A 13,114-nucleotide genomic window follows, 5' to 3' on the forward strand; every position below is an offset into this window, starting at 1 on the left:
CTCCTAATTACCAAACCACTTTTGTAGGAAGGATTTTTTCGGATCACCAGTTGCTGATGAGGTTGTTCTGACTTTATCGTAACTGAATTTATCATAGCTGTCTGTTGTCATATAATTTTCCAACGATGCAAAAGCATGTGGTGAATAAACAACAACATCCCAACCTAGCTGATGAAACATGTTAAAAGCCACAATATCTTCGAATGTTAATTCACCCAGGGACTCTTGATGCACCACAGCCAATAATGGGACTTCTTTTGGATAGTCAACTTCCAGACTCATTTCTAATAACTCTTTAGGTAGGTCTAGCAATACCGATAAAACAAACTGCTGATTTTCGATTGTTTGCGAGACGCTGAACGGCCAATCACTAAGCAGTGCAACAATTGCTTCGGCAATTTGGTTTTGCAATAACTTATTCAGTAATTGATAAGCCCAAGCATCAGATTGTTGTAACGCTTGTGCCGTAAAATTAGACATAATAGCATTAAAGTCTTCTGATGAAATTCGCCAGTCACTTGTGTTCATATGACGCGTAACTAATGCTTGTAACCCATTTGTATCACGAATACTGTCAAGGTGTTGCCAATATGGTTTTTCATTAGCTGGCAGCCCATCAACCTTAGCAAAAACGGTCGGGATAGTGATTAATTTATTAGCATCATCTTGTACAAAACCAGAACGAATAACTGCTGGCATACCAAGCAAAATATTTAATTCAGCTAATGTTGTTTCAATCCGCACAACATCCATTTGATAAGCCTTTGTGGCAAAATCTTCCTGCAATAAAGCACTGTTCTGTGATTCTTCAAGAAGTTCATCTTGCGCCTGACGTGCTAATGTTTTAATTGTTTTCTTGACCATTATTGTCTACCTTAACATCATTAACGGCTGCTTTAAAATCAGTCATTATTTTGTTCATCTGCTGACGTGATGCTTCACGCTTTTTAGCATTCGCCTGCTCAATCATTTTAGTTTCTTGAACTGCATCTAATATTGTTGTGACAATACTTTGCATATCTTCAACAGAGACCGTTGGTTGACCACTTGACTCCAAAATAAATTTATTGTTGACGGCCAAACGTTCCGCATTTTTCTTCATCAAGTCTGCTGTTGCCTGTTTTTGTGCATTAAGTCCCTGTTGCGCATAATTGCCTTGCAACGCTGTAACAGCTTGAATAAGGCCTGTCTGTAAGGCCGGAATCGTGTTAATAAATGCCGAATGGTACTGTTGAATTAAATTCAGATTGTTATCTTGGGTTTGTTTGATTTGAGGGGCTGTAATGGTTGCCATCGTTTTAGCCTGCTCTAAATCAAATGCGCGTTTATCCAAAACTTCAGCTGCTTGTTGCAACTTTGGTAATGCAATTTGCGCATCTTCGTCACCACCTTGTGCGGACAACAGTGTATTTTGAATCGTGATAGCTTGTCGATTACGCAAAATATAAATTAACGCAATATATTGATCCAAATTTTTAGCATATGTTGTATTGGCCACAGCAAGTTGATCCATATCATCCACACGTTTTTGAATGGTGTTTTCATAGGATTTGAGCTCAACAAATAACGTTTTAACCTCACCACCAATTGACTGGTATTTTGCTACACGTGCTTTCAGTGTTGCTTCTGCCTTATGAAATAAAGCCCTCAGTCCACGCTCTTGATCTAACTTAAGTTCCTTAAACTCAATTTGTTTTGTTAATTTGACTAATGCGTCTAGAATTTTAGTTGAGCCAATAGTATCAGCAACAGTGAGTTTATCAAGTAGTTTACCAGCAATGGCTGACATTTCATCTGCTGGTTCTTTCCCTAAATCATATAAAGCGACCGTATTTGTCAAATCAATACTGTCAGCTATTTTAATCACTTCAGGATCAGACATCAACGCCTTTGCAGTAACAGATTGCGGTTCATATTGATTATTATGTGGTTCGATAGCCGGTGTATCAACTGAAAATAAGTTTGACATGCACTTGACATCCTTTGTTTGATTTTTAAATTTCTTTATTATACAACGGTTGAGATATAAAACTCAATCAATTTGGCTACTTTATCTTAGGCTCTGTACTGTTTTAGCGCGAAATAGCTTTGCCAGCTAATTGTTTTAGTTTTGCAGTATTGACTTGGTAACGATTACGCCCGACTTTTATCAATAGCTGTGCCGTTTCAAACTGCTGATAGGTGTTTAATAGGTGCCTGTAACTGGTACCAAGATAAGCCATCACAACAGCGTGCGGTTCGCTATATTCACCGCGATAAGTATCAGCTAAAATAAATGATGCTAAACGAAATTTGAACGGGTACGATTGGCCAACAATCATCATGTCTGTACGCTCTAATAGTTTTCTTGTCAGGTATTGGTTCATGTTTTTTAAGTAGTCAACGTTAGTTAATAAATACTGATTGACCAGTACATTAGGTATTGTGATACACGTTGTATCCCCAATAGCAATAACCTGTTTTGAAGTATTTTCAGTCGTTAAAAATTCTAGTTCACCTATCCAATCATTGGGCTTTAGAAATTGAATCAAATTGGTCTGGCCTTCTTGTGATAAAAAAATGACTTTTGCACGACCCTTAACCATATAATATAGTCTGGCCGTGTGGTTATTGCTTTCTGAGGTGGTAATTATGTCTCCGTTTTTAAAATGTGTTAAAAAACTACCGTTAACGACTGCCGATGGTAGAAATTGTAATTGATTATCTTCAATAATTTTGACATCAAGCATAGTTACTCCAAATGTGCATTATAGCATATTGTTATTTTAACATATTCAGTATACTTACTTGTACTAGCAAAAAGATTGAACGATTGAACAGGAGCTATAATAACGATGCTTAAAAATATTATATTTGATTTGGATGACACCCTTTTAGATTTTAAACGTGGTGAATATGAAGGGTTACGTGACATTTTTATTGCCCAAGGGATCAAAGATTTAGACAAGGTTTTCCAAACCTATAACAAAATAAACACACAAGTATGGCTCCAAATTGAAAATGGGCATCCAGCACAACCATTACTTAACACCAGATTTTCAGACACACTTGCCCAATTCGGTATATCAGCTGACGGTGGGCAATTAGAAAAAACTTATCGCGCTAAACTAAACCAAAATTATCATGTTATCCCAGGAGCTATAGAGTTGCTTGATAGCCTGAAACAACAAAACTATCAACTTATCGTTGGCACAAATGGCGTTGCCAAAACACAATATGCGCGGTTGCAAGGTGCAGGTTTAATGCCCTATTTTGATGATGTTTTCATCTCAGAAGAAATCGGTTATAACAAGCCTAATCCACAATTCTTTACCCATATATTAAAACATGGGCATCATATAACCCGAAATAATACTGTCATGGTTGGTGATCGTTTATCTGCAGATATACAAGGGGCAGTAAATGCTGCATTACCAAACATATGGTTTAATCCACGTAATGAACAATCAAGTACTACGATTCAGCCTGATTATGTTGCGCAAAACTATCATGATATGTTGACAATCATTACGCAAAACATGTCTTAACCTTAGAATTTATAAAAGTCTTTTGTTACGGGTTTTTCATACCGCAAATATGCTGCAGTTATTCGAAACTTTCATTACAAGCGCAACTGTTTTACAATGATGTTAAGGAGGACATAAGATGTCAAAGACAAAAGTTATTGTAGTTGGTGCTTCACACGGTGGACACCAAGCTATTTTAGAGTTAACGCGTCAATATCCTGAGCTTGATATTAAGTTATTTGAAGCCGGAGATTTTGTGTCATTCATGTCATGTGGGATGGAACTTTATCTGGAAGATAGTGTAACTAACGTCAATGATGTTCGCAATTTCAGTCCGGAAAATATCAGTCACCTCGGTGCAGAAATTTATAATAACAGCGAAGTCATCGCAATCAATACACAACAGAAAACTGTAACAGTCAGGGACACAACGGCTAATCAAACACAAGAATATGATTATGACAAGTTGATACTAAGTTCTGGCGTTACACCTAAACGATTGCCAGTTGCCGGTAGTACACTTGAAAACGTTTATTTAATGCGTGGCAAAGATTGGGCGACAAAAATAAAAGCCAAATTGGAAGATCCCTCAGTTCAAAACATTACAGTGGTTGGTGCTGGTTATATTGGCATTGAGGCTGTAGAAGCAAGCGTCAAAGCAGGTAAAAACGTGACACTCATAGATGTCATCGATCGTCCTTTGGGTAACTATTTAAATGCACCGCTAACAACCATCATAGAAAAGGAACTAAAAGATAATGGTGTGACCGTTGTTACTGGCGCCAACATTCAAAGTTTTGAAGGTCAAGATAAAGTCACTGCTGTTAAGACCAACAACAATAATTATCCGACAGATCTGGTCATTCAAGCTGTTGGTGTTCAACCAAATACAAGTTGGTTAGATGGCGTTGTTGCACTTGATAATCGTGGCTGGATTAAGACTGATGAGTATTTACGCACGAATGTATCAGATGTATATGCTGTTGGAGATGCTGTTCTCTCCTACTCGATACCTGCACAAACTAAATTACCTATTGCTTTGGCATCAGTCGTTCGTCGTCAGGTACGTTATGTGATTACCCACTTGTTTGAAAATCAACCTGCATTACCTTTTAATGGTGTTGTGGGATCATCTGCATTGAGTGTCTTTAATTATAAATTTGCCACGGCCGGTTTAAATACAACTACAGCAGAAAAGGCTAACGTAACATTGCGGAGTGCATATTATCAAGATCAATTAAGACCAAATTATGTGCCCAAAAGTAAAGGAAACTGTGATGTCTATGTCACCTTAGATTATGAGCCACAAACTCATCGTCTTTTGGGCGGCGCAGTTCTCTCTACTTATGACATTACTGCCCAGGGCAATGTCATTGCGCTAGCTATTCAACATCATCTCCGCTTAGAAGATTTAGCTGAAGCAGACTTTTTCTTTCAACCAGAATTTGACCGTCAATGGAGTCTACTCAACTTAGCAGCACAACATGCCCTCGGAGAACCAGCTTTTTAAAATGTAAAACAATACGATTACGCTAAAGATTTTAGAAGTGATTACCAACAATGGTAATCACTTTTTTGTATACATCAATTGCCAATAAATGATAAATAATAAAATGTAAGCGCTTGCATTTTATTATTTTAAGCTATATAATTGTGGCATAACTTGGAACGTTCCATTTAGTATGTGATATTTATTTATCCTACAGCTAGTTATTTAAAGCATCGAATACGCACGAACTAACAAAAGGAGTAACCTATTATGACTTATGATAAGTGGTGGCAAAAGGCTGTTGTCTATCAAATTTATCCAAAAAGTTTTCAAGATAGCAATAACGATGGCGTCGGAGATATACAAGGTATTATTAATCGTTTACCCTATATCAAAGCATTAGGTGTTGATGTCATTTGGCTAAACCCTATCTATCAAACACCGGATATTGATGGCGGCTATGATATTTCTGATTATCAAAGTATCAATCCGCAACTGGGTACGATGTCTGACTTTGAGTCGTTAATTAGCGAAGCCCATCATCTAGATGTGAAAATCATTATGGACTTAGTAGTGAATCACACGTCATCTCAACATGAGTGGTTCCAAAAAAGTATGGTCAGCAAGTCAGCAACAAACAAATATCGTGATTATTATGTTTGGCGAGACCCAGTAAACGGACACGAACCAAATAATTGGGGCTCTTTTTTTTCGGGTCCTGCATGGACGTATGATGAGCCTACTGGTCAATATTACTTGCATTTATTCACAAAAGAACAACCTGATTTAAACTGGGATAATCCTGATGTTAGAGAATCTATTTTTGCAATGATGAATTGGTGGGCAGACAAAGGTATCGACGGATTTAGAATGGATGTCATTTCACTGATTTCTAAACCTAAGAATTTACCTGATGCCCCAGTCGAAGAAAATGATACCTACGGTAACCCAGGCGTAGTAGTTTCTAACGGTCCACGTGTCCATCAGTATATTCAAGAAATGAACCAAAAAGTGCTCTCAAAGCATCATTGGATGACGGTTGGAGAAACAACTGGTGTCACGACTGATGAAGCAAAAAGGTATGCAAGTTTGGATGGAAACGAACTGAACATGCTTTTTCAATTTGAACATGTTGGCTATGATGGCAACTCAAATGCAGCTTTAGGACAATTTTCCGGATACAAACCAACGTTGCATGACATCAGAAAGAGTCTCGTAAAATGGCAAAAGGCCTTTGCTGGTAGTGCTTGGACTAGTTTGTATTGGAGTAACCATGATCAGCCAAGGGCTGTATCCTGGTTTGGCAATAAAGCTCCGGAATTTCGCGACTTATCAGCTAAAATGCTGGCAGCACTCCTCCATTTCATGCAAGGCACACCGTATATTTATCAAGGTGAAGAACTTGGCATGACCAATAATGATAACTTTCAAGATATTTCACAATATCGTGATGTTGAAGCAATCAACCTATACCGTACTACCGTGCTAGAAAAAGGTTTGGCAACCTCAAATGACATGCTAGATTATCTTCGCGTACATTCTCGCGACAATGCAAGAACGCCTATGCAATGGGGTAACCAGTTATATGCTGGATTCAGCGCGCATAAACCTTGGTTAGAAGTTAATCCTAATTATAAAACCATTAATGCCGAGGCCGCCCTTGAAAATCAAAATTCCATCTTTTATTTTTACCAACAACTCATTGCCTTACGTCACAAATTGCCTGTCATCACAAATGGCCGATTTGATCTTGTAGCAAATAATGAAACAGATGATCACATTTTTGCCTATACGCGACAAAACAGTGACATGGTATTACTCATCATTGCTAATTTCACCGACAAAACGGTCAACCGGCACTTTGATTTACCAAAACATTATAAGTGTCTCATTCAAAATTATCATGATGATTTGTTAGATATAATCCGTCCATACGAAGTTAAAGTTTATCAATATGCCCCGAACGCTTAATGTTTCCATAGAAAATTAATGAATAAAGAAGGTTATTATTATGGCAAGTAATGTAAGTATTGAACAAAATAGCGGCAAGCTACCTTGGAATGAGCGTCTAAGCTATGGTATTAGTGATTTTGCTTGTAGCTTTAGCTTTAACCTTGTTGGCACCTATTTAATGTATTTTTATACTGATGTATTCGGTATTACAGCTAGTGCCGTCGGTACTTTAATGCTCGTAGCCCGCGTTATTGATGCTATTGACGGCCCAATTTGGGGGATTTTAATTGATCATACACACACAAGATGGGGGAAAAGTCGACCTTATTTTTTGTGGTTTAATGCCCCCTTCACTTTTTTCTCCATTCTTTGCTTCACAACGCCCGACTTACCCATGACTTGGAAAATTGTCTGGGCCTATGTCACCTATATTGGTGTAGACGTTTTATATTCAGCCATCAATATTCCATTAACATCAATTTTACCAAGTATGACAACTGATCCAAAAGAACGTGTTTTACTATCAACAATCCGTTCGTTGTTCTCTAACTTTGGTGGTACTTTAATATCCGTTATTGCCTTACCCTTAGTTACACTGATTGGTGGTAAAGATCAAAGCCGCGGTTTTTTCTGGGTAGCTGTACTAGGCGCCTCAGTATTCTTTGTACTCTATCTAGTCGCGTTTTTCAACTTAAGAGAACACGTTCAGACACGTTCATCGCAACAAGCTTTGCCAATTAAAGAGTCTTTAAAAGCACTAAAAAGAAATTGGCCTTGGTTAATTGTTGTTTTGGAAATTTTTATTTATTGGATTGGCATGAGTGCTAAGGGACAGGTAACGATGTACTTCTTCAAGTATAATCTAAACGCCCCAGGTTTAATTCCGTTAGCGCTATTCTTTAATGCAGCAGGTATCATTTCGGTTTTCTTAACGCCATATGTGGTTGGCAAATTAGGCAAGAAGAATACCATGCTGGCTGGGTTATTTATTGGCATTATTGGTCAAGCCATTCTAGGCATTGGCGCCCATATGTTAAATATTCCAATTGTTATTATTGGTATAATCGTCGGTAATTTTGGTAATGGCTTTGTGGGTGCACTACCAGCGGTATTGTTATCTGATGCTGTTGATTACGGCGAATGGAAAAACGGCGTACGTGCAGAAGGTATTGTCACTTCAGCCTCCAGTTTTACCGCTAAATTTGGTATGGGATTAGGTGGCGCAATCACAGGTTGGCTTTTAGCACTGGGACAATATGTTCCAAATAAGACGCAAAGTGCCTCTTCGCTGTTGAGTATCGAATTTAATTACGTTTGGATTCCTCTCATCGCTCTCTTTATTGGATTTATGCTTGTCGTTTTTTTTAATTTAACTGCAGAGAAAGAAAAGCAGATGAATCAAGATTTAGCAATTAAACATCAGCGTGAAAACGATGAATATTCAATGTAGTCACAAACAAAAAAACGCCATTTTGGCGTTTTTTTGTTTGTGTTATATTTTTTGTAACACAATGGTATGGTAACAAGTTAATTCAACAAATCGAGTGCTTGTTTCAAAACGCGTTCACCATTCATCAGACCATAATCTTGCATACTGATTACAACCAAAGGAATGTTTCGTTCTGATAACTTTGCTTTAAAGTCATCCGCCATATAACTAACTTGTGGTCCTAACATCACACAGTCGACCTGTCGACTAGCCAGTTCTTGGTCAAAACCAGAAACAGCCGTCGCAAAAATATCAACATCAACTTTTAACGTTTCAGCTGATTTCTTCATTTTACTCACAAGTAAACTGGTACTCATACCAGCTGCGCAACATAGCATAATTGTTTTTTTTGACATAATAGTCTACTTCTATTTCTTAACGTTGCTTGGCCAAAACAGCCTCGCTTATCTTCATAAATGGTATATAAAACAAGACTCCAACGGTAAAACTAATAACTTGAACAACAATGGCTCGCCAATCGCCACCAGTTGCCAAAAAGCCATTAAGCAACGGCGGTGTCGTCCATGGCACTAATACCACCGTTTTATTCATTAGACCAAGGACAGTAGCAGAATAGGCAATTAACAACGAAATAATTGGTGTTAAAACGAATGGAATGAGTAGTGGAATATTAAAAACAATAGGATACCCATAAATAACTGGCTCGTTAATATTAAAAATACCAGGGACTATGGACAGTTTAGTAACTTCTCGACTTGCTTTGACTCGCGAGAATATGAACGTAACAACTAATAAACACAAGGTACTACCAGTCCCACCCATCATACCAAACGTATCTCTGAAAACACTGGTAATAATATATGGTACATGATCCCCGGCTGCGAAAGCCTGCATATTTTTATTTGTATTAATCAATAGTACCGGATCCAATAACGTCCCATTTATTACAGCCTGATGTATGCCAAATCCAAATAGTAGATTACCCACTGTGTAAATTAATAAAAAGCCAGGCAGACTGGTATTTACGCGTCGTAAAGGTTCTTGAATAATCGTTGTAATCAGCTTGATAAGATCAGTATGAAACACAACCAGTAAGACTGCAGAAATAATGGCCAAGATTGCAATAACAACTATGGTTGGAATCAACGTGAGAAAAGAGGCACTAACTGCTGGTGGTACGTTTTCGCCAAGATTAATTTTTATTTTTTCAATCCTAGACAGCTTGATAAATAATTCAGCGGCAAATAAACCAATAATAATGCCTGCAAACATACCTGTCACACCAATATTACTATAAGACAAGAAACCTGATATATCAACTAGTTTCTTTGTCCCCACTGGTAACGCTTGTATCGTTGTCGGCATCACGACAATTAAACCAGCTAATGCAACAATTGCTGTACCTAATGCATTTTTGTAATTACGATTTTGTGCTAGACAATAAGCAACAACTGGTGCAATCAGTAGTCCAGCTATATTTAGCGTACCATTAACTATCAGATTTCCAAAAGTTTGGTAATTTGTTAATAAACTGCCCTTTAAGAATAGTGGAAAAAACACATTGTTAATCAATACACCTAAACCGGCCAAAATAAATAAAGGCATAATCATCGCAAAAGCGTCCCTTAAGGATCTTAGATAAATTTGATTTCCCACTTTGATAGAAATTTGCGTGAACCTTTCTATGAAGCGTTGCCAAAGATTTTTAGTCGTCATTATACACTTCTCCTTTCTGACTCAGCTGAGTATCTTTTTCAGCTATGAACTTTTTAAACCAAAAATAACTTTTTTTAGGAATGCGTTTGAGATCTTTTGTATCTTTATTTGTACGATTAACATAGACTAGACCATACCTTTTTTCAACATTCCCTTTTGAACTTGGAATATCAATTAATCCCCAACCTAAATACCCAATAACATTTGCGCCATCTATCTCAATGGCTTTACACATTTCGTTAATATGCTCTTGATGATATGCTATACGGTAATCATCGTTAATCATGTTTTTGCCATCGTAATGTTCAATCGCACCAATACCATTTTCTGCAGCTAAAATTGGTAAATTATAGCGATTATGCATTTTTGTAATTGTATTTCTAAAGCCTATTGCATCAATTTGCCAACCAAAATCAGACGTCTTTAGGTTGACGTTAGCAATATGCCCATCTGACATAAATGTATTTGGTGCACGCTTGTTATCGATTAAGTTACTATCAATAACCAAACTATAATAATAACTGAAAGCTAGAAAGTCGCTGGTTATATTGGGATAGTTCAACGCAGCTTGTTCCAATTCATCAAGCAGTTGCGTGAAACCATGTTTTTGCATATACTTGATCACTTCTGGTGAACGTTTACCTGTAGCAAAAAAACTGAGAAAATCTTCATTTATAAATTCCATTGCTTTACGTGTATACATCACATCGTTAGGTAGTTGAGATGCTGGATACATTTCTTGATAGGCAACCATCCCACCAACTTTAAGGTTCGAAAAGTGATGTATATAATCAGCAATTTCAACATAAGCAATGAGCGAGTTGTTGGCTATTTGTACAGCTCAGTAAGCGTTTGTTCCCCGACCAAATAACCCGAATTGCCAAACCCTTCTGCAAAGGTCATACAATTTTGTTCATTAATCGGAATCCAGTAAGGCACCTTTTTAGCAAATTTATCAATTACAATTTTGGCAAATCGTACAAAAGCTTCTCTGACATGATCACTGATAAGTCCATTAAATCTTTGCGCTAGCGATAGCGGCATATCAAAATGATATAAGCAAACAATTGGTGTAATATCTTGGGCTATTAAGTCATCAATAAATTGTTCATAGAATTTTAGTCCTTGTTCATTAACAGCGCCATCACCATCTGGGATAACACGTGACCAAGAGATTTGAAATCTATAAGCATTCATTCCGGCATGCTTCATCAAAACAAAATCTTCTTTATACTTGTGGTACGAATCAATTGCAATCTTAAAGTCGCTTTGTTCCTGACTAGCTTGCTTAATATCGTAAACTGATGGTCCCTTTCCCGCTATATTCCAAGCGCCTTCGGTTTGCATACTTGAAACCGAATTACCCCATAAAAACCGTTTTTTTACCATAAAACATAACCTCCGCATAAAAAATAAGTAACTTATACACGTATTATCTCGCTTTTATATAATTTGTCAATACAAATTATATATTTATATTTACAACATAAGAATATATATTTATCTATATAAAATATGGTATTATAGTGTTGATTAACTAGAAAAAGGATTTCCAGTATGAGCTTATACCAACAAGTTGCAAAAAAATTACGTCAGCGCATCGAAGCAGGTAATTACCAACCAGGCGAAGCATTACCGAGACAAGCTGAATTAGCACTAGAATTTAATACATCTCGCGTCACAATCCAGAAGGCACTAGACATTCTTTTTAACGATAACTTAATTATTAGGAAACAAGGTAGTGGTACGTACGTCTCGCCCACTTATTCTTCAGCGCTAGACATTATTTCATCTCAATATGGTGGTACAACACAGTTATTTGCTGGCAAAGCAACTGTTTCAACACAAGTATTGCACTTTGAAATTCGCCTGCCAACAGATGAAGAAAGTCAAAAACTGCATATTGAAAGTACAATACCTGTGTATGATATCTACCGCTTAAGAAAATTAGATAATAATCCATACGAATTAACTAAATCTATCATGCCGTTATCTGTCATTTCAAATTTAACTAAGGAAGTTGCAGAGCGTTCTATTTTTGCCTTTATCCAGCATGATTTAGGACTCGAAATCGGTAATGCTGTTCGACGAATAAGTGCAGACAAAACGAAAAATGACGATATCCAATACCTTGACTGTGAAACGCACGACCCTATTTTGCAAGTCTCACAAACTGTTAGTTTAAAAGATGGTCGTATATTCGAATATGCACAGACACGTCACCGCTATGATAAAGGAAGCATTGTAGTATTTAATAAAGTGCCAATGGTTTAACGTTACATGACATCAAAAACTGGCTATGTTATAATAAATCCGTAGCAATGGTCGATTGTATGTATAAATCGCCTACAAGTATAATAGGCGCGCAATTTTCTTAAACATGTTAATGAATGGCCATCGAATATGGTGGTCATTTTTATTGTTACTACGAGTATCTTGCACGTAACTAAGATCATGACATCTATCTAAGAGGACATTATGAAAAATCCCCAACAATTTTTTAAAGCACAAACGAACCAAGTCATCAATAAATCAACTGAATCTTTTGGCCAATTCAAACAATTTCTTTTTGCCCCAAACCTGTTAACATTTGTTATCTCAGTTGTTGTTGGTAATAGTTTTGGTGCAACAGTCAAGGAATTAGTCAACACTGTTTCTGGTGTATTAGCCTTTGTACATCTATGGCTTTTTTCAAAATCACATGTCATGAACTATACCTTCATCACAAAACCCTTTGGTGCATTTTTTAATAGTTTAATTACGATGATTTTTATTGCTTTTATTGTTTTTTATACAATAAAATTTATCAATGATACTTTAATTGTCAACTCAGTTGATAAGTGGGGATATAATCAAGCACACGCTGATGCACTAAAACTCCAGCAACAAAACGAAAAAACAATTGCACTTCAACACCAAATTCTTGAACAATTAAAAAAACGCAATGACCGATAGTTTGTCTGCATTAATGTAACAAAAAAGCACAACGACTAACGTTGT

11 protein-coding genes and 1 pseudogene are annotated in these 13,114 nt (G+C 36.9%); 6 read left to right on the forward strand and 6 right to left on the reverse strand.

Annotation, left to right across the window (positions count from 1 at the left end; all coding sequences use genetic code 11):
• Positions 1–3: 3 nt before the first annotated feature.
• From C5L21_RS05670 to C5L21_RS05680, 3 genes are all read right to left on the reverse strand, one after another.
• Entirely contained in the window at positions 4–864 is an 861-nt protein-coding gene (locus C5L21_RS05670) for a YceG family protein (RefSeq protein WP_004903814.1), read from the reverse strand.
• Positions 845–1,969 (reverse strand): toxic anion resistance protein, encoded by a 1,125-nt coding sequence (locus C5L21_RS05675; RefSeq protein WP_133286149.1) that lies wholly within the window; start codon positions 1,967–1,969, stop codon positions 845–847. Before C5L21_RS05675 ends, C5L21_RS05670 begins: the two co-directional genes overlap by 20 nt.
• A 103-nt stretch (positions 1,970–2,072) precedes the next feature.
• Entirely contained in the window at positions 2,073–2,729 is a 657-nt protein-coding gene (locus tag C5L21_RS05680; protein WP_085699054.1) for a cyclic nucleotide-binding domain-containing protein, read from the reverse strand.
• A 105-nt stretch (positions 2,730–2,834) separates the two neighbouring features.
• On the opposite strand from C5L21_RS05680, the gene C5L21_RS05685 reads away from it, so the two are divergent.
• The 4 genes from C5L21_RS05685 to C5L21_RS05700 all read left to right on the forward strand — a co-directional run bounded on the left by C5L21_RS05685 (position 2,835) and on the right by C5L21_RS05700 (position 8,398).
• A complete protein-coding gene (locus tag C5L21_RS05685) occupies positions 2,835–3,527 on the forward strand; it encodes a YjjG family noncanonical pyrimidine nucleotidase (protein ID WP_004903809.1) in 693 nt (230 codons plus the stop codon).
• A 118-nt stretch (positions 3,528–3,645) separates the two neighbouring features.
• Entirely contained in the window at positions 3,646–5,016 is a 1,371-nt protein-coding gene (locus tag C5L21_RS05690; RefSeq protein WP_085699052.1) for an FAD-dependent oxidoreductase, read from the forward strand.
• A 249-nt stretch (positions 5,017–5,265) separates the two neighbouring features.
• Complete coding sequence (locus C5L21_RS05695; protein WP_085699050.1) at positions 5,266–6,966, forward strand: alpha-glucosidase; 1,701 nt, start codon at positions 5,266–5,268, stop codon at positions 6,964–6,966.
• A gap of 40 nt (positions 6,967–7,006) precedes the next feature.
• A complete protein-coding gene (locus C5L21_RS05700; protein ID WP_133286150.1) occupies positions 7,007–8,398 on the forward strand; it encodes a glycoside-pentoside-hexuronide (GPH):cation symporter in 1,392 nt (463 codons plus the stop codon).
• A 77-nt stretch (positions 8,399–8,475) separates the two neighbouring features.
• On the opposite strand, the gene C5L21_RS05705 is transcribed toward C5L21_RS05700, so the two are convergent.
• The 3 genes and pseudogenes from C5L21_RS05705 to C5L21_RS05715 all read right to left on the reverse strand — a co-directional run bounded on the left by C5L21_RS05705 (position 8,476) and on the right by C5L21_RS05715 (position 11,503).
• Positions 8,476–8,793, reverse strand: a complete 318-nt coding sequence (locus tag C5L21_RS05705; RefSeq protein ID WP_085699048.1) for a PTS sugar transporter subunit IIB — start codon at positions 8,791–8,793, stop codon at positions 8,476–8,478.
• Between the two features lie 19 nt (positions 8,794–8,812).
• Positions 8,813–10,114 carry a PTS sugar transporter subunit IIC gene (locus tag C5L21_RS05710; RefSeq protein ID WP_085699046.1) on the reverse strand — a complete coding sequence of 434 codons (1,302 nt, stop codon included), beginning with the start codon at positions 10,112–10,114 and terminating at the stop codon, positions 8,813–8,815.
• Positions 10,104–11,503, reverse strand: a pseudogene (locus C5L21_RS05715) (glycoside hydrolase family 1 protein). Before C5L21_RS05715 ends, C5L21_RS05710 begins: the two are co-directional and overlap by 11 nt.
• Positions 11,504–11,671: 168 nt before the next feature.
• Between C5L21_RS05715 and C5L21_RS05720 the strand changes: the two are divergent.
• Positions 11,672–12,388 carry a GntR family transcriptional regulator gene (locus tag C5L21_RS05720; protein ID WP_004906438.1) on the forward strand — a complete coding sequence of 239 codons (717 nt, stop codon included), beginning with the start codon at positions 11,672–11,674 and terminating at the stop codon, positions 12,386–12,388.
• Between the two features lie 204 nt (positions 12,389–12,592).
• Entirely contained in the window at positions 12,593–13,069 is a 477-nt protein-coding gene (locus tag C5L21_RS05725) for an MscL family protein (RefSeq protein ID WP_040176890.1), read from the forward strand.
• Positions 13,070–13,114: the final 45 nt, after the last annotated feature.

Source organism: Leuconostoc citreum (assembly GCF_004354555.1).
GTDB classification, from domain to species: domain Bacteria; phylum Bacillota; class Bacilli; order Lactobacillales; family Lactobacillaceae; genus Leuconostoc; species Leuconostoc citreum.